This window comes from Desulfovibrio legallii (assembly GCF_004309735.1).
GTDB lineage: Bacteria > Desulfobacterota > Desulfovibrionia > Desulfovibrionales > Desulfovibrionaceae > Desulfovibrio > Desulfovibrio legallii.
Genome location: NZ_SIXC01000003.1, coordinates 175,751 through 194,699, shown reverse-complemented (window position 1 = coordinate 194,699; position 18,949 = coordinate 175,751). Strand labels below are relative to the sequence as shown.

Genomic DNA, 18,949 nt, shown 5'->3' with positions numbered 1-18,949 from the left:
TTCCAACAACCAACGCCCACGACCATGACGCAAAAAAACAAGAAAGAAGCTCTGCTCCAGGCGGCCAAAGAACTGTTCGGCGAATATGGCTATGTGGAAACCACTTTCAAAAAAATCTCCGAACGGGCGGGCGTAGCCCTGGGCCTTCTGACCCACCACTACGGCAACAAAGAAAAGCTCTTTCTCGCCTCCGGACTGGACGTGCTGGAACACTTTCTCGTCAAGCTGCGCGAAGCCACGGCCCAGGGACACAACGGCTTTGACGCCGCGCTGCGCTTCTGCAAGGCCTATCTTGATTTTTCCATAGACCCGGATTCCAGCTGGCTCGTGCTGGTGCGATGTTCTCCTTACAGCGATATGAAAACCAAGACGGACCGGGACATCATGGATTCCATGTTCTCTCAGGTGCACCAGGAGCTGGAACGGGTCATCGCCAAGGGCGTGGCCGACGGCAGCATTGTTTCGGTAGACAGCCACGCCACCGCGCAGGTCATCATTTCGCTCATGGTGGGGGCCAACCGTACCCGCGTGCTTACGCCTTACGCCGCACCGGATCTCTATCAGGAAGTGCTGGACTTCGTGGCCCGCTCCATCCGGCCCTGACTGCGGTTCAGGCTGCGGCCCTGTTCGCCGCCTTTCGCCAACACCCAGAGCCCGCGCCAGCCCCTCCGCCCGCAACCGACGGGGGCTGCGTCCGTCCAGAGGCCGCCGCCCCCCTCCCGCCGAAATGGTCTGGGGCAGATTACCTTTGAGAATATGCCTTCTCAAAGGTTACGGCGCGTTCGTTCCGGAGCTGAACCGCGCAAAGGCATGGCGGTGCTGTCCTCATCCGGCGCCAGCGCTGCTGTCTTTGCCCGCAACTTCCTTCATTGTAATGGGCCAAGCTCCAGCGTCGCAACGGCTGCAGCTGCGCTTGCGCCTCTCCGGCGGGCGTCTGCTTACGCAACCGCCAGGACATTGCACCTTTGCAAGGCCCTGAACGCGGCTGCCCCCGTTCCCCCTGCCTTGTCCCGCCCCTCCTGCCGGGGCAGCCCCTTTTCGTTTCCACACGGGCTTGTCAGCCTTTGTCCGTCGGCTGCCCGGCGATGGCGGCGCTTGCTGTTTGCCCTTCTTTTGCGGTACCATCGCCATGTTGGCATTTCCTCAACCGCTTTCAGGAGGCCGTACATGCCCCGTTATCTGCAACTGCCCGTCCTTCTGCTCCTGACGGGCAGCCTGTTGTTGTCCGGTTGCGCCAGCAAGTACGGCGCACAACAAACCAAGGTCAATTATTATCCCCAGTGCTATCAGCCCGTCAGCGCCCTCCGTCAGGATGAGAACAGCACGGGTTCCAGCACGGCCGCAGGGGCCGTGGGCGGCGCACTGCTGGGAGCGCTCATCGGCGGGCTTGCCACCGGCAAGGTGCAGGGCGCGGTGGCCGGAGCCGCCGCCGGCGGCGCAGTCGGCGCTGTGGGCGGCAATATTTACGGCAAATCCCAGGCTAAAAAGCGTGATGCGGCTTACGTGGAAAGTTACAACCGGCAGTTGGGCGCCGAGGCGGCCAGCATGAACCGCTCCACCGCCGCCGCCAAAGTGGCCGCCAAGTGTTACGACGAACAATTCAAACTGGCCGCCGACCAGTTCCGGGCCGGACAGATCTCCCGTCTGGGATTTCAGCAGCGCTACGACGAAATCCGCAGCGGTCTTGCAGAAACTTCGTATATTCTGGGTGACACCGCCGCCACCATGGCCCGCAAGGACGGCGAATACCGCCAGGCCCTCGCCGAACCCTACGCCACCGCACAGCCGACGGCCGCCACAGCCCCTGCCGGCAAAAAAACCAAAACCGCCAAACCGGCCGCCCCCAAAAGCAATGTGGCGGCCTCGGCTTCGGAATGGAAGCAGTCCCGGCAGGATCTGGAAAGCACCAAAAACGACCTGGACCAAAGGGTGACCAGCTACGACGAGACCGTCAAAAATCTTCTGGGCTGAGGCCGCACGGACAGCCTGACCGTGTGCCGTCCGTTCCCGGCCCCGGCCCCGTTCCCGGCCCCGGCCCCGTTCCCGGCCCCGCCCCATTCCCAGCACGGACCGGGGACGTCGTTTCCGGCGCGGCTGCAGGCGCGCAAAAGCCTGCGGCTCCGCTGCCTTGCAGGTGCAGGCAGGTCGTATGCAGGCGGCGTAAGCAACCGCCCGTCACACAGGTGTAAGCGCGCGTTTTTTGCGCTGGCAAGCACCGAAGTGAGCGTAGTAAAATCTTTGAGAATGGATACTCTCAAAGTTGCAATGCTTTCCTTTAAAGGTATAGTGCCACGTGGAGCGGCGCATGGAACAATCCCAGCAGCAATCCCCCCAGCAGGACCCCCAGCAGGTCCGGCAGCCCGATCCGGCAACGGACGTCACAGACGCGGCCCCGCGCCCCTGGTACGCCCGGCCGCTGCTCTGGTCCCTGCTTCTGCTGCTGGCCCTGGCCCTGCTGGCCGCCTGGCTGTTCTGGCAGGAGCGACAGGCCGCTCTTGCCGCGCAGGCCCGCCTGGATCAGGAAACCGCCGCAGCCCGTGAGCACAACGCCGAGCTGGCGGCTTTTCTGCAGCGGCTGCGGGCTCTGCTCACCCAAGACCCCTGCGAAGTGCAGCGGCAGCTGCCCCTGCTCACGCCCCCCGTCGGCATCACCTGGCCGCCCTTGGGCGTGACCGCGCCCGGACAAAGCCCGACGCCGAAGGCGGCCGCAGAGGCCGAAACCCCGGCCACCGCAGCGGCCACGCCCCACACAACGCCCGCCCCGACCGCGCAGGCCGCCCAGCCCGGCAGCGTGGCGGCGCTGCTGGAACAGGCCACCGTGCTGGTCCTGGCCCTGCGGCCTGAAGGGCTGGTGCTGGGTTCGGGCTTTTTTGTGGCCCAGGGGGCCGTAGCCACCAACGCACATGTGGTGGCGCAAGCCAGTCAGGTCGTGGTGGTCAACAAGGCTCTGGGCAAGCCTCTGGCCGCCACTGTCAAAGCCCTGAGCGTGAACAACAACGAAGATTTCGCCCTGCTGGCCGTGCCGGACGCGCCCGCCATCACGCCCCTGGCCTTCACCGATACGGTAAGCCGCACCCAAAGGGTCAGCGCTTGGGGCTTTCCCGGCGCGGTCACCACGGACGATCCCAAATTTGCAGCCCTTTTGCGCGGCCAAAGCGCCCAGGCCCCGGAAGTGGTCTATACCGACGGCGTGGTGAGCGTGGTGCTGGACCGCACGCCGCCCCTTATCGTGCACACGGCCACGGTTTCCCAGGGCAACAGCGGCGGCCCCCTGGTGGACGAGCAGGGCCGGGTGGTGGGCATCAATACCGCCATCAAACTGGACGACGCCTCCTACCGGCAGTCCAGTCTGGCCATTGTCAGTGCGCGCCTGGCGGACTTTTTACGCAAGGCCGGCCTGACCGTGCGCCGTGACGCGCCCGCCGCCGCAGGAGGCCGGTCATGAGCGTGCGCATCGCCACCAGCCTGCGCGGGCGCATGCGCGCCCTGGCCAGTCAGGGGATATTTGCCACGGACTGTTACGAGCAGCTGCACACGCTGGTGCTCAACCATCTGGGGCAGGAGCACGCCGCCCTGCTGGCCGAACCCCAGCACAACAGCCAGAACGACAGCGTGGACTGGTACGCCGCAGGCCAGGGCCCGGCCGTGCCCCTGACCGATCTGCCGCCGCAGGAAGCGGACACCTTGCGCGCCAAAGCCGGAGGTCTGGCCAGAGACATCCGGGGGCTTTCCGAAAGCCTCACGGCAGACGCCCAGGCCCGCCAGGCCCTGGCCGGACAGATGCTGCGCCTGGCCCTGCAGCACCCCGCGCCCGAAGACCTCTGGAGCGTGGACGGCAGGCCCGTGCTTGTCAACTGGGGTTTTGGGCCCAGCAGCGGCAGCGCCCAGCCGCAGGACCTGGCCCGTCTGGGCCCGGCCGCCCCCCCGCCGCCTCCGGCAATGCCCGCAGCCGTGGCCCCTGCAGCCAGGCCGGGCTGCCTGCCCTGGCTGCTGCCTCTGCTTCTGCTGCTTTTGCTGCTTTGGCTTCTGGGCGCGGCTCTGGGGCTTTTACCCCCGCCCCTGCCCACGGGCTGCACGCCGGTGGACCGCACGGCCCTTACGGCAGAAGAACAGAAAACCGCCGCCCAGGAGGACGAACTCGCCCTGCTCTGGCGGCAGCTGCAGGAGCGCGCGGCCCAGTGCAAGCCAGCAACGCCCCCCGTGGCGGAAAAGAAGCCGGCGCCGGTCGCGCCGGAGCCGGAAGTGGTTACGCCCTTCTTTGGCGAAACGCCGGCAACGCCGCCGGAACCCGTCAAACCCAAAGAACAGCCCAAGCCGCAGCCCAAACCCAAGGTCGAGCCCAAGCCCGTGGAACAGCCCAAACCGCAGCCGCAGAAAAAAAAGAATGAGGATCTGAACATTCCCAAAGACGCTGCCAAAAAGAACGACCTGAGCTTTCTGGAAGGCTGCTGGACCAGCGAAACGGGCCTCTATTCCCATCCGTCCAACGAACCCATCGTGGCGGAATACTGCTTTGATAAAAGCGGCAAAGGTCGCCGTTTCGTGCGCGAACGCAACGGCCAGGTCTGCAGCGGCACGGCCACGGCGCGCTTCCAGGGCGGCAACCTGCAGTTTGAGTCCAACCAGGCCCGCTGCCCACGCGGCGGCACCTATGTGCCGCAGAAGGTGGAGTGCACGGGCAGTGAAAACACCACCCAGTGCAAGGGCAGAGAATTGGGCGGGGCCAACCACAAGTGGGACGCCCGCTTCAGAAGGAAGTAGCATGGACGCCATTCCCCGGTATCTTTCCCCGGTCAGCATCATCCCTGGCGGCTGCCCGCAGTTTCTGGATTTTGAACTGCCGACGTCCGACCTCGCGTCGTTGAAGCGCTATTTTTATGAAGAGGTGCGACAGCCGGAAGCCAACGCCCCGGATATGCCGGATGCGACGGAAAACCGTTACAAACACCTGCTGCACTGCCTGCGGGAAGAAAAAACGGACACCAGCCAGAGCGGAACCTATGTGGACATGATCACCGGGCAGCCCTGTGGAACCCCTGACGACGGCGAACTCAAGATATATGCCAAATCCGCCCTGACGGAACGGGACCTCTGGCAGGGGCAGTGGCTGCCCGTACCCTTTCTGCGCACCCTGGACCAGTTCTGGCCCGATGGAGGCAAGCGCTTTGAGTACGGCCCCTCCAACTGGGTGCGGGCCAGGGTCACCCCCTCGGATCGGCATCCCGGCATGACGCGCGTGGTCCTGCTGTTTGACACCACCGTGGAAAATCGGCCGGAACAGGGCGAACGCTACTATGCCCTCTCGCCCCAGGACGTGACGGACCACGGGCACTTTATGCTGGCCCACCATGTGCGCGACAACGCCTGGTTTCTCAACGCGCCCTGGGTGGACGAGTGGCTGGCCGGGCTCTACGACACCCTGAAGCAGGCCGAATCTTCCGAACGCGGTCGGCGCGGCTCCTGGCGGGACCACACCGCCAACGTGCTGGAGCACCTGGCCTCCTACCTCACCTGGCTGGAAATCCTGCAGAAAGCCTGCGGACACCTGGCCGTACAGGTCATCAATCCGGACCGGGACACCCCCGTGGACGTGGACCTGGTGCTGGACATCGGCAATTCGCGCACCACGGGCATTCTGGTGGAAACCCTGCCCCAGCGCGTCACCAACCTCAACGACAGTTATCTGCTGGAACTGCGTGACCTGAGCGAGCCCGAAAACGTCTACGCCGAACCTTTTGAAACTCGCGTGGAATTTGTGGACGCCCAGTTCGGCAACGACGCCCTTTCCCGCCGCTCCGGCCGACAGACGCCCGCCTTTGCCTGGCCCTCGGCCGTGCGCATCGGGCCGGAGGCCGCCCGCCTGGCCACCCAGGCCGTGTGCGCCGAAGGCACCACGGGCATGTCCAGCCCCAAACGCTACCTTTGGGACGAACGCCCCTGGCTGCAAAGCTGGCGCTACAACACGGGCGGCAGGGCAGAGCCCATGGTCAGCCGCGGGCTCTTCCCCCGGCAGCTCAACCCCCTGGGCACGCCCCTGGCCTGCTTCGGCGACCCCCTGTTCAAAAAAAGCCCGGCCCTGCGCAAGCAGCAGGCCGAACCCATCTTTGAATCCCTGTTCACCCGCTCTTCACTCATGCTTTTTATGCTGGGGGAAATCCTCACCCAGGCCCTGGTCACCATTAATTCCCCGGCCACCCGCGCCCGCCGGGAGCAACCCAATCTGCCCCGCCGCCTGCGGCGGCTCATCTTTACCGTGCCCACGGCCATGCCCGTGGCGGAAAAACGCATCTTCCGCCGCTGGGTCACCTGGGCCGTGCGGGTAGTCTGGCAGGCCCTGGGTTGGAGCCAGTGGTACGCGCCCGCGCCTGCGGTCCAGACCGGGGGCGACTACCGCCAAAGCCCGCTGGTGCGCTGCGACTGGGACGAAGCCAGCTGCTCCCAACTGGTGCTCCTCTATAACGAACTGGCCGTCAAACAGCACGGTGACGCCCACCACCTCTTCCGTCTCATGGGCAAACCCCGCGCGGCCTGCGGCAACCGGCCCTGCGTGCGCATGGCTTCCATAGACATCGGCGGCGGCACTACTGACCTTTCCATTACCACATTTGAGCTGGCCAGCGGCGAAGGCGATACCCCCCGCATTGTGCCCCATACCGCATTTCGCGATGGTTTTAACATCGCCGGAGATGAAGTGCTGCGCGAAGTGGTGGCCAACCACGTCATCCCAGCTATCGGCAAGGCGTTGGAAGCCCAGGGCCTGGCCGAACCCCGCGCCCTGCTGGGCCAGCTTTTCGGCCGGGACGCCATCGGCATGTCGCAGGAAGAACGCAATACCCGCGTACGCCTGGTGCGGCAGATCGCCGTGCCCGTGGCCCTGGGCCTGCTGGCCGCCTGCGAGAATCCGGATCTGGACGGCCTCAACCAGACCTGCCCGCTGGAGCGTTTTTTTGAAGCCGACCCCCGGCGCAACCTTGCGGCCGGGGCCGACGACCCGCCCGCTCCGGGACAAAACGGCACAGATGCCAACGCCAAAAACGCTGTCAATGACGGCAGGAGCCGCCCCCTGTCCGCCGACCTGCCGCAGGACGCCGCCGCCCAGCCCGGCCAGGACAACGTCCGCGAAGGGGACGCCGCCGATGCGCCCTTCTTTGCCGCACCCGCGCCCCGTCCCCAGCAGGACACCTTGCGGGCCGTGGAAGAGCTGGTGCGCCGCGCCGCACCCGCCATCCAGCGCTTCAATATTCTGGACGTGCCCATCCAGGTCTGCCCGGCCGCTGTGGGGGCCACCATCCGCGCCACCCTGGGCGGTCCGCTTTCTGCCCTCTGCGAGCTGGTGCACATGTACGACTGCGACGTGCTGCTGCTCACCGGCCGCCCCAGCGCCTGGTCGGCTGTGGTGGATTCGGTGCTGGCCCGGCTGCCCGTGCCGCCGGACAGGATCATCCCCATGCGGCGCTACCGCGCGGGGGCCTGGTACCCCTTTGCCGACGCTCTGGGCCGCATCAGCGACCCCAAAACTACCGTAGTGGTGGGGGCCATTCTCTGCGCTCTGGCCGACGGACACCTGGAAGGTTTTTCCTTTGATTCCGCATCGCTGCGCCTGACTTCCACAGCGCGCTACATTGGCGAAACAGACATCAACGGCCAGCTGCGCCGGGCCAAGGTCTGGTTTACCGTGGACGTGGACAGCAATGAGGGCAGCGAACAAAGCCGCAGAGTAGCCTTCAGCGGTCCCCTTTCCATCGGCTACCGCCAACTGGACGCCGAGCGCTGGCCTACCACCCGCTACCACCTGCTGACGTTTGCGGATGAGGCGGCGCGCTCCCGCGCTGCGGGACGCCTGCCCTATACCGTGGAAGTGCGTCTGAGCGTAGCGGACGTCTGGGACGACGCCCCCCRCACTGTCGACGGGGACGAAAACCGCAGCGAAGGCGAGTTCCACATTGACGCCATTGAGGACAACCAGGGTCGCAACGTGGACCGGCGCGATCTGGAAATCCGCCTGCAAACCCTCAAACTGGACGAAGGCTACTGGCTGGACACGGGCATCGTGACCGACGCCGGCTGATATGGGGAACGTCATGCAACAGCAGGATAGCGAACTGGCGCGGCACTGCCGCCAACTGGCCGAAACCGCCCGTGAAGCCGGCGGCTGGCTTGCGGACAACGCCGCTCTGGTGGGCGGCGAACGCGCGGCCCTGCAAAAGGACATGCGCCAGGCGGCCCGTTTTTTCAGCAAATGCGAGCAGGCGGCCGTGCGCAAGATGTGCGTGGGCGTCTTTGGCCCCAGTCAATCGGGCAAGTCCTACCTTATCTCCGCCTTGGCCAGCAATGCGGCGGGCGTGCTGCTGGCCGACTTTTGCGGTGCAGAACACGATTTCATCAAAGAAATAAACCCGGAAGGCGGCAAGGAATCCACAGGCCTGGTCACCCGCTTCACCACTACCAGGCCCGAAGGCGTCAGCGCGGCCTATCCCATCCGCCTGCGCCTGCTGTCGGAAACGGACGTGGCCCGCGTGCTGGCCAACACCTACTATGCCGACTGCGACCACAAAGACGCCCCCGATGCCGACGCCCTGCGCGCCGCCCTGGAGGCCCTGGCCGCCCGCGCCGCCGCCGCGCCCCTGTCCGGCGGCCTGAGCGGCGACGATGTGGAAGAATTGCGGGATTATGTGCACAAAAACTTCGCCTCCCGCCCGCGCGTCCAACTGCTCCAAAACGGCTACTGGGCGCGGGCCGTGGAGCTGGCCCCCCGCCTGAATCTGGAAGACCGCGCCGCGCTGCTGGGCCTGATCTGGGACAGCGTGCCGCAGTTTCAGGCCGTCTATCTGGAACTCTGCGCGGCTCTGCGCGACCTGGGCAACCCCACGGAGGCCTTCTGCCCGCCCGAAGCGCTCATCCCGCGTGCCAACAGCATCATTGACGTGGCCCGTCTGCACGGTCTGGGCACGCCTGCCGGGGACGACACCTTGTCCGTCACCACCGACGCGGGCCGCACAACACGCCTGCCCCGGGCCGTCGTCACGGCCCTCACGGCCGAGATTACCATCTACATGCGCGAAAAACCTGATGATTTCTTTGACTACACCGACCTGCTGGACTTTCCCGGCTACCGGGCGCGCTACAAATTCACCAATCTGCGTGAGGCCTTGGAAAGCAAAAAGGAAACCCTCAAGGAACTGTTCCTGCGCGGCAAGGTGGCCTATCTTTTTGAGCGCTATCGGGAGGAAAAAGAACTCACCAGCATGCTGCTCTGCATCGGCCCCAGCACCCAGGAGGTGCAGGATCTGCCCCAGGCCGTTTACGAGTGGATCTGCTCCACCCACGGCGAACAACCGCAGATGCGCGCGGGCAAGCCCCCGGCCCTGTTCTTTGTGCTCACCAAGATGGACATGGAATTTGAAAAAAAGGCCGGCTCCCCCTCAGTGGAAACCCGCTGGACCACCAGACTGGAATCCTCTCTGGTCAACTTTTTTGGCCAGATGCACGACTGGCCGCAAAACTGGGACGGCGTGCACCCCTTCAACAACGTCTTTTTGCTGCGCAATCCCAATTTTCTCTGCGAGGCCATCTTCACCTACGACCAGCGGCGAGAAACCGGCATTCGCCCGGAGCAACGCGCATTTGTGGAAGAAGTGCGCCAAGCCTTCCTCCAGTCCCCCCTGGTGCGGCGGCATGTGGCCGACCCGGAAACTGTCTGGCAGGCGGCCATGACCCTCAACGACGGCGGCGTTTCCCTGCTGCGCGAACGCCTGCGGCCCCTGTGCAACCCGGAGCTCAAACGCCGACAGATCAGCGTGAGCCTGACGGAACGCAACGCCCGTCTGCGCACGGCCCTGGCCCCCTTCTATCGCAGCGACGACAGGGAAGAACTGCGCCGCCAAAAAGAACAGCTCGCCCGCACCCTGGCCGCGCTGCTGGCCGGCGTGGCGGAAAAACAGCTCTTCGGCGCGCTGCTGCGCCGTCTGCAGGTGCGGGACGAAGACCTTTACGAACTGTGCTGCAACGCCTGGCAAAACCCGACCTTTGGCGAGGCCCCGACCGCGCAGGTGGTGGGTACCCGTGTGGCTGCCAGTGACATCCTGAGCGATATTTTCGGCGACGCTGCTCCGGCCGCACCGGTACAGGAAACCGCCGCCACAGCCAGGGACACGGCGGGCGCGTTCGCCACTATGGTACTGGACCACTGGATCGAACGCCTGCGCCAGTTCGGCGGCAGCACAGAAGTGCGCACACTGTTCGGCCTGCCCGCGCGGGAGGTAGACCAGCTCTGCCACGAACTGGTCCAGGCCGCCGCCCGCTGCCGGCTGCGGGAAAACCTGGAGGCTGAATTGCGCGGCAACACGGCCTACGGCAACCTGGCCCGCGAGCGACAGGTCTGGAAGCAGGTCAGTCTGGCGGCGGACGCCATTAACGCCTTTGTGGACTGGCTGGACTTTGACCCCCGCAACAAAAGCCGGGCCGAGCGCACCCTCACCCAGGGAGGCAAGGCCGTAAGCCTGTTCGATCCGCCTCCGGATATAGTGGGCGAACCCCACATTGGCGAGCAGGAAGCCCCCTACGACCGCCTCTGGTATACGGACTGGCTGCGCGCCCTGGTGGCCAACATCATGACGAACGTGGATTTTGACGGCCAGCAGAACGTGAATCCGGAACAAAATAATCGCCTGCGCGACATCCTGCAGGTTTTCAAGGACTAGCCATGCGCGCCACCATCACTGCGGACGCCGGGCGCGGCCCCGGCTGTGCCGTTATTGTCATTGCGGACGCCCCGGAAACGGCCGGGCCGGCATTTCTTCTCCGCCGGGCTTCGGACCAGAAAAGCCTCACCACCGCCGGCTGGCAGGAAAACGAAACCCGCCTCAGCCCCGACCACTGGGAACGCCAGGGCGCAGACCTGCGCCTGCTGGTGGGCCCCGCCGTGGTGGACGCGCTGGACGATCTGGACGCCTACCGCCTGACCTTGGTCAATGCCGCGCCCTGCGTGCTGCAGGTAGGACCGCTGGTCTATTCGCCCATGCGCGGCGGGCACGGCCTGGCGGACGCCGCGCCCACGCCGGCCCCGGATCCCGAACCGGAACCGGCCCCATCGCCCACCCCGGAGCCCGCAGCGCCGCCGGAAGAAGCCGCTCCGGCAGAACCAACGGCGGAAGGCCTCAACGCGCCCGACGCGCCACCCCTGGCCCTGGAGCCAGAAGCGCCCGCCCCCAGGCGCAATCTGCCCTTGCTCCTGATCCTGGGTCTGTTGCTCCTGGCCATTCTGGCTTTTGCCCTGTGGTGGTTTGCCCTGCGCGGGCCGGTCGCGCCGTCGGCCCCCGCCGCAACGGCAGACACGCCCGCCGCAAGGGGAAGTACAGACGCGGCCGCTCCGGCACAGCAGCAAGCTGAACAGGCGCAGAGCACACCGGCGCAGCAGTCCCCCCTGCGCATGGCCAGAGAAATGCTGCGCGGTCAGGCCCAGCCGGAACAGAGTCTGAGCGCGGCCGGTCCCCTGCGTACGCCGCAGGCGAGCCCGGAACAGAGCGACGCGGCCTTTCTGCTGCTGGAAGACGCGGCGCAAAAGGGCAATGCCGCGGCCATGTACATGGTGGCCCAGTTTTATGACCCACAAAGCAGGCTGCCGCGCGGCAGCCTGCCTGTGGACCTGACCCAGGCCAGACGCTGGTATGAAGCAGCCCTACAAAAGGGCCACGCTGAAGCCCGCCCGGCCCTGGACGCCCTGCGCGCCTACGCCAAAACCCAGGCGGACAAGGGCGACGCCGAAGCCGCCGCCCTGCTGCAGGACTGGAAATAAGCGAGGAAAAACCATGCTCTCCCTTCTCCGCCCCGTACGGCGCGTGTGTTGTTGCCTGTTGCTGGCCCTGACCGCCCTGCAGCTGAGCGCGTTGTGGGCCGAGGCCGCCCCCCTGCTGCAAGAGGGCAAAAAAAGCCTCTACCAACGGGTGGTCAGCCACCCCGGCGCGGCCCTGCTGGCCGAACCCAAGGCCGACGCCGCCGTGCTGACCCAGGCGGTGACGCCCTTCACCGTATTCTATGTCTACGCCCGGCAGGAGGGCTGGCTTCAGGTGGGCGTTTCCACCAGTCAGCCCCAGGGCTGGCTGGAAGCGGCCAAGACCACGGCCTGGAACCAGTCCCTCACCCTGCTTTTCTCACCCCGCACCGGCCGCGACCCCGTGCTCTTTTTCCGCACCCGGCAGGCCCTGGACGACCTTTGCGCCGCGCCGGACATGGAAACGCGCCTGACCGCGCTGGAAGCGCAGGCCGCCGCCCTGCGCGCCCAAAGCGCCCCCGCACCGGAAAGCCTGCCCATTGTGGCCGCGGAACCGGCGGACGCCGCCGGGGCCGTTTCTGAAAAGCGCTTCTACCTCATGCCCATTCTGGACATGAAAGACCCTTACGCGGGCGTCAAGTTCCTGCAGGTGGCCTCCATTGATCCCGGCAACTACGGCAAGAACAAAAACGCGCCTTCAGGCCCGCCCAAAACCGGCATTGCCCTGGTGCTCGACACCAGCATTTCCATGAAGCCCTATATTGACCAGAGCCTCAACGTGGTGCGCCAGATCTACGACAGCATTGAAAAAAGCAACCTGGCCGACAAGGTGGGCTTTGCCGTAGTGGCCTTCCGCAGCAGCACCAAGGCCCGGCCCGGCCTGGAGTACACCACAAAAGTGGTCAGCGACTTTGCCACGGCCAAGGACCGCAAAAGTCTGGAAAACAACCTCGCCAAGGTACAGGAGGCCACAGTTTCCAGCCACGACTTCAATGAAGACTCCCTGGCGGGCGTGCAGGCCGCCGTGCAGGACCTCAACTGGGGACCCTACGCCTCCCGGCTCATCCTGCTTATTTCCGACGCCGGGCCGCTCAGGAGCACGGATCCCTACGCCTCCGTGCGCATGGGCCCCAGCGAAGTCAACGACCTGGCCCGGCAAAAGGGCATCTGGATCACCGCGCTGCACGTCAAAAGCCCCGCAGGACGGGCCAACCACGCCTATGCGGAACAGAGCTACCGCGCCCTGAGCCGCCTTTCCGGCGAAAAGTCCAACTACCAGGCCGTGGCCGCGCCCACGCCGCAGGCCGGGGCCGCCCAATTCGCCGCCGTGACCAAAACCCTGGCTTCGGGCATGCTGGACATGGTCCGCAACACGGCGGCGGGCAAGATCATGACCAAACCCAAGGACGAAAAACCGCAGAAGGAAACGCCGGAAACTGAAGCCGCCCGTCTGGCTGCCACGCTGGGCTACGCCATGCAGTTGGAATACCTGGGCCGCGCGCGGGAAAATCAGGCCCCCAGCGTGGTCAACTCCTGGATAGCGGATATGGATCTGGCCCGCCTGGCCCGCAAGGAGCAGGTCCCCAGCGTGGAGGTGGCCGTACTCCTGACCAAAAATCAGCTCAGCGACCTGAGCAGCCAGCTTAAAACCATTATCGACAATGCCGAACGCACCAAAAAAACCGACGCGCGCGACTTTTTCCAGGGGGTGCTTTCCGCCTCCACCCGCATGGCCCGCGACCCCAACTTGCCCACCCAGGGCAAAACCCTGGCCGAACTGGGCGTGCTGGCGGAATTTCTGGACGGCCTGCCCTATAAGAGCGACGTCATGCTGCTGCGCGAGGAAGACTGGTACCGCATGAGCGTGGGCGAACAGACAACCTTCATCAACCGGCTCAAGTCCCGCCTGGCCCGCTATGAAGAATACGACCGCGACCGCGCCAACTGGGAAAACTTCGGCCAGACTGACGCCGGGGAGTGGGTCTACCGTGTGCCCTTGCGCATGCTGCCCTGAGGCAGCCGCGCCCGCGCAGCCGCTTGCGCCCACCGCCGCCCCTGCGGCGGACCCGGTGTTCCGGCTGCGTCGGGTGCGCAAGACCCGCCCCGGCGACGCGGGCTTTTGCCTGCGCATAGACCGGCTTGACGTGCCGCGCGGCTCCCTGCTGGCCCTGGTGGGCCCCAGCGGCTGCGGCAAAAGCACGGCCCTGGACCTGCTGGCCTGCGCCTTGCGGCCCGACGCGCCCGCGTCCGCCCCTTCAAAAACGGAACAAGCCGCACCGGAAAAAACCGCCTTTACCTTCGCGCCCACGCCGGACACGCACACGGACGTGCTGGCCGCCTGGGAGCACGGCGGCACGGACGCTCTGGCCCGGCTGCGCCTGCGCCACCTGGGCTATGTGCTGCAGACCGGCGGTCTGCTGCCATTTCTCACTGCGCAGGAAAATATTCTGCTGCGCTGCCGCGCCCTGGGCCTTACGCCCGCGCGGCCCACGGCTGTCCCCCACGTTTTGGGCAAGGCTTCCGCCACGGCTCCCGCCAAGGATCTTGGGGGCGCCGCCGATGAAGTGGCCGCACGTCTGGGCATCACAAAACTGCTGCACCAGTACCCGGCCACCCTGTCCGTGGGCGAACGCCAGCGCGTGGCCATTGCCGCGGCCCTGGCCCACAGCCCTGCGGTGGTGCTGGCGGACGAGCCCACCGCCGCCCTGGACCCTCTGCACGCGGACGCCGTGCTGCGCCTGCTGGCCCAGCTGACGCGCGAAGGCGGCATCACCGTCATCATGGTCACCCACAACAGGCAAGCGGCCCAGGACGCTGGTTTCACCCCCGTGCCCGTACGCCTGACTGCCACGGGGGACGCGACCCTGGCCCGCATCGCCTGGCCGGACGCGGAAGAGCCGGACGCCACGACGCCGGACCAGAGCCGCCCGCCCCACAGGGCCGACAAGGAGGTCCGGTCCTGATGGCCGCCCGTACCCACCGCGTCATGTGCCGGCTGGCCTGCCGGGACTATCTGCGCGAAGCGCTGCTCTCAGCCTGCGCCGTGCTGGGCCTGGCCGCCGTGCTCACGCCCCTGCTGGTGCTCTACGGCGTCAAATTCGGCGTGGTGCAGACCCTCACGGACAGACTGCAGCACGACCCCCGCAACCTGGAAGTAAGCCCCGTCAGCAGTGGGCGTTTTACCCTGCAGGATGTGGAAAAATTCGCCGCACGGCCTGACGTGGCCTTTGCTCTGCCCCGCACCCGCGCCATCGCCGCGACCATGGACCTGCGCAACGGCAAGGAAGGCGCGCGCAAAACCGTGACGGCTTCCCTGGAGCCCAGCGCCGCGGGCGACCCCCTGCTTGCCCGCTATGGCGTCCCCGCACCCGTCATGCCCGCCCAGCCTTTGGCCGCGCCCGTGGAGGTGACGCTTTCCGCCCCGGCGGCGGAAAAACTGGGCTGCAGCCTGGGGGACACGCTTACGGGCACGCTGGAGCGTCGCTATCAGGGGCAGGTGCAGCGGGCGCGCGTGACTCTGCGCGTGGCGGGCGTCCTGCCTTTGGCCGCACAGCAGAAGGATGTGGCCTTTGTGCCCTTGCCCCTGGCCCAGGCAACGGAGGACTACCGCGACGGCCGCGCCGTGCCGGAGCTGGGGACGGCCCAGGGCTGGACCGGCGAACCGCGACCGGAAGGCCCACGCCTCTACCCCGGTTTCCGCCTGTACGCCTCCTCCCTGGAGGCCGTCACGGGTCTGCGGGAGTTTTTCGCCGGGCAGGGGTTGGAAGTCTACACCCATGCGGCGGAAATCGAACAGGTGACCAGCCTTTCCCGCGCCCTGAACACCGTTTTTGCACTCATCTGCGCGGCCGCCGCCGCCGGATTTCTGGCTTCCACAGCCAGCAGCGCCCTGGCCGGGGTCAAACGCAAGGAACGCATGCTGGGGCTGCTGCGTCTCACGGGCTTCGGCACCGGCGCATTGCTGCTCTTTCCTCTTGTGCAGGCCCTGCTCACCGCCCTGCTTGGTACGGCCACGGCCATGGGCGTCTACGCCGCGGCCGCTGCGGTCATCAACCATCTTTTCGCGGCCAGCCTCGGCGATATGGAGCAGGTCTGCCGCCTGCTGCCCAGGCATGTGCTGCTGGTCTTTGCCGCCGTAGCCGGCCTGGCCCTGACCGCGGCTCTGGGCCCGGCCTTGCGGGCTACCCGCATTGAGCCWTCGGAGGTCATCCGCGATGTCTGACATACGCCTGCGCTTCGGTTTGTTGCTTTGTCTGACCGTTCTGCTGTTTTCCCCGCCCGACGCCCACGCCGCCCTGGAACGCAAAACCGCCGTGAGCGCGGCCGCCGCCTGCAATCCCCAGCCAGAGGCAGAGGACATCGTGCTGCCCATGCCCTGCGGCCTGAGCATGGCCTTTCGCCTGGTGGCCGTGCCCGCCAAGGGCCTGCTCTGGGACATGCCCCTGCGTCCAGGCCTGGACGACAGCGCCCACCAGGACCGGGCCTTCTACGACCGCCGCTACAACGCCGCCCTTTCCGGTGCGCTGACCCTGGCGGACCTGCCCCCGTCCTGGCGCGCCCAGGCCCCCAAGGGTGAACACTTTTTCTACCTGATGGCCAAATACGAGGTTTCCAACCTCCAGTGGCGGGCGGTCATGGACAACGCCTGCCCCAACGTGCAGCAGCCCGATGCGGACGCCGCCCGCCCGGTGACGGACATCAGCTGGTACGACGCCGTGGACTTTACCCGCCGCTACACCACCTGGCTTTTGCAGGACGCCCCGGAGGCCCTGCCCCGCTTTGCCGGCGACAAACGCAACGTGGGCTTTGTGCGCCTGCCCACGGAAACCGAGTGGGAATACGCGGCGCGCGGCGGCCAGACCGCCGGGGCCCAGCAATTGCTGGATGAAGACTTCTTTGCCCTTCCGGCCGGGGCCCGCAAGGCGGACTACGCCGTGTACCGAGCCGCTGCAGGCCCGCAGGCCGAGGCCACGGCCAATATTGGTTCGCGCAGGCCCAATCCTCTGGGTCTTTATGACACGGCGGGCAATGCGGCGGAAATGGTCCTGGACACGTTCCGCTTTTCCGTGGCCGGGCGGCTGCACGGCTCCGCCGGAGGGTTTGTGCGCAAGGGCGGTTCCTTCCTTTCCGACGATGCGGGCATTTTACCCGGCCGCAGAGAAGAGGCAGCCTTTTTTCTGGCCGATGGCCCGGCCCACGCCCGCGATTTGGGCTTCCGGCCCGTGGTCAGCGGCATCAACACACCCGGCGGCGACCGCCCGGCAGAACTGCTGGCCGACTGGAACAAGGCCGGCGAGCAGCCCGTGACCGCTGACGCGGCCCGCAATCCGCTGGAGGAGCTGGACCGCCTGCTGGCCGCCGCGCCAGATAAGGCGGCCCGCGACAATTTGCTGCGCCTGCGCGCCACCATCAAAGAAAACAACATCATGCAGGAGCGGCAGAAACAGCTGGAGGCCCTCTCTCTGCTGCGCACAGGTGTATATATGACTGAAACTATTCGCAATTACGATATACGCCGCCGCAGCCTGCAATCCCAGATCACGAGCATGGGGCGCGAAATAGCCGCCGCCAAAGGCGCAACACTTGAAAAGCTGCGCGGGATATTGGATACTGCGCACAGAGGCCTGGCCATGCTGGATACCAGCTTTGCCCAGTCCCTGACCTTTTACCGCAGCAAGGTGGAAGAGACCGCCCGGCTCACGCCGGATGCGCTCGCCGCCGCCCGCCAGTCCCTGGAAAAGGACTTTACCGGCGACGACCCCTTTAACCAGAACATGCGCCGTAACCTGGACCTGTTCCGCCGCCATGTGGACCTGACGCGCCGGAACAAACCCCTCTCGCGAGAGGCCATGCAAAAAGAACTGTTGGAACGGCGTTTTCAGTAAAGCAGATTGCCTTTGAGAATATGTATTCTCAAGGTTTACAGCACGCGCGTTCCGGCGCTTACCCGCGCAAGCGCATAACGCTGCTGTCCTGGCCCGCAGCGTCCTTCGCCATAACGGGTCAAGCTCCGGCGTCGCAACAGCTGATGCTAGCCTTGCGCCTCCACGGCGGGCGACTGCTGACGCAACCGCCAGGAGGCATCAGAGCGTTGCAATGCCGCTCTGAAAGGCCCTGACGGACCGCCTGGGGCAGGGACGTCCCCTTGCTGCAACACCGCAATCCACGCGGCGAAGGGAAGCGGCGCAATCCGCCCCCACCACTGCCGCAGTGACCGCCGCTATGGCTCAAAGGAGTTTGGAACATGGCAGAAAAATTACGCATCGGCTGGATCGGCACCGGAGTCATGGGCCTCTGCATGGCTGGACATCTGCAGGCTCTTGGCCTGCCCCTCACCGTATACAACCGCACCAAAGCCAAGGCCGACCCCCTGCTGGCCAAGGGTGCGCGGTGGGCGGAGACCCCCCGCGCCGTGGCCGAAGCCTCGGATGTGGTCTTTACCATGGTCAGCTACCCCCGCGACGTGGAAAGCGTCATTCTGGGCGAAACCGGCGTGCTGCCCGGCCTGGCCAAGGGCGGCGTGGTCTGCGATATGAGCACTTCCAGCCCTGTCCTGGCCGAACGCATTGCCGCCGAAGCCCTGAAAAAGGGCTGCCTGAGCATGGATGCCCCAGTTACCGGCGGGGACGTGGGCGCGCGCGAAGGTACGCTCTGCATCTTTGTGGGCGGCGACAAGCAAGGCTACCAACGTCTACTGCCCTGCCTTGAAGCTATGGGCAAAAAAGTCCTGCACTGCGGCCCCGCCGGCATGGGCCAGCGGGCCAAGCTCGCCAACCAGATCGCCATTGCCGGCGTCATGTTCAGCATCTGCGAATCCTTCCTTTTCGCGCAGCAGGCCGGGCTGGACGTGCCCCAGTGGAAAGAACTGGTGGCCGCGGGTTCCGGCGGCAGCCTGGCCATGAACAACCTGGGCGACCGCATCCTCAAGGGCGATTTCGCCCCCGGCTTCTTTATCGACCACTTTATCAAAGACTTGGGCCTCTGCCTTGAAGAATGCCGCCGCATGAAGCTCGTCCTGCCCGGCACTGCCGCAGCGGAACAGGTCTACCGCATCATGCAGGCTAAGGGTCAGGGCAGCAAGGGTACGCAGGCCCTTATCCAGGGCCTGGCCGACATCTCCGGCGCCACTTGGACGCCCTGCTGCAAGTAAAACCGTTTTGTCGGATGGGGGGTAAGACC

General features: G+C 66.0%; 12 protein-coding genes. All 12 read left to right on the top strand.

Going from position 1 to position 18,949, the window contains the following annotated elements; translation table 11 throughout:
- The first annotated feature begins 24 nt into the window (after positions 1–24).
- Entirely contained in the window at positions 25–603 is a 579-nt protein-coding gene (locus tag EB812_RS03395; RefSeq protein WP_118230023.1) for a TetR/AcrR family transcriptional regulator, read from the top strand.
- A 564-nt stretch (positions 604–1,167) separates the two neighbouring features.
- A complete protein-coding gene (locus EB812_RS03390; protein ID WP_118230024.1) occupies positions 1,168–1,971 on the top strand; it encodes a glycine zipper domain-containing protein in 804 nt (267 codons plus the stop codon).
- Between the two features lie 334 nt (positions 1,972–2,305).
- Entirely contained in the window at positions 2,306–3,445 is a 1,140-nt protein-coding gene (locus EB812_RS03380) for a S1 family peptidase (protein WP_118230025.1), read from the top strand.
- Entirely contained in the window at positions 3,442–4,761 is a 1,320-nt protein-coding gene (locus tag EB812_RS03375) for an SrfA family protein (protein ID WP_118230026.1), read from the top strand. The genes EB812_RS03380 and EB812_RS03375 overlap by 4 nt, the downstream gene beginning before the upstream one ends.
- 1 nt (position 4,762) lies before the next feature.
- The gene (locus tag EB812_RS03370; protein WP_130957829.1) at positions 4,763–8,068 is read left to right on the top strand and encodes a virulence factor SrfB; all 3,306 of its coding nucleotides are present in this window, start codon (positions 4,763–4,765) and stop codon (positions 8,066–8,068) included.
- Between the two features lie 13 nt (positions 8,069–8,081).
- On the top strand, positions 8,082–10,700 hold the full coding sequence (locus tag EB812_RS03365; protein ID WP_118230028.1) for a virulence factor SrfC family protein: 2,619 nt from the start codon (positions 8,082–8,084) through the stop codon (positions 10,698–10,700).
- 2 nt (positions 10,701–10,702) lie between these two features.
- Positions 10,703–11,794: an SEL1-like repeat protein gene (locus EB812_RS03360; RefSeq protein ID WP_130957828.1), complete on the top strand. Its 1,092-nt coding sequence runs from the start codon at positions 10,703–10,705 to the stop codon at positions 11,792–11,794.
- Positions 11,795–11,807: 13 nt separating this feature from the next.
- Positions 11,808–13,784, top strand: coding sequence for a vWA domain-containing protein (locus tag EB812_RS03355; protein ID WP_118230032.1), 1,977 nt, complete (start codon positions 11,808–11,810; stop codon positions 13,782–13,784).
- Positions 13,759–14,733, top strand: a complete 975-nt coding sequence (locus EB812_RS03350; RefSeq protein ID WP_236031565.1) for an ABC transporter ATP-binding protein — start codon at positions 13,759–13,761, stop codon at positions 14,731–14,733. The genes EB812_RS03355 and EB812_RS03350 overlap by 26 nt, the downstream gene beginning before the upstream one ends.
- Complete coding sequence (locus EB812_RS03345) at positions 14,733–15,992, top strand: ABC transporter permease (RefSeq protein ID WP_207287306.1); 1,260 nt, start codon at positions 14,733–14,735, stop codon at positions 15,990–15,992. The genes EB812_RS03350 and EB812_RS03345 overlap by 1 nt, the downstream gene beginning before the upstream one ends.
- Entirely contained in the window at positions 15,985–17,655 is a 1,671-nt protein-coding gene (locus tag EB812_RS03340; RefSeq protein ID WP_118230034.1) for a formylglycine-generating enzyme family protein, read from the top strand. The genes EB812_RS03345 and EB812_RS03340 overlap by 8 nt, the downstream gene beginning before the upstream one ends.
- A 359-nt stretch (positions 17,656–18,014) precedes the next feature.
- Positions 18,015–18,920 (top strand): NAD(P)-dependent oxidoreductase, encoded by a 906-nt coding sequence (locus tag EB812_RS03335; RefSeq protein ID WP_118230035.1) that lies wholly within the window; start codon positions 18,015–18,017, stop codon positions 18,918–18,920.
- Positions 18,921–18,949: the final 29 nt, after the last annotated feature.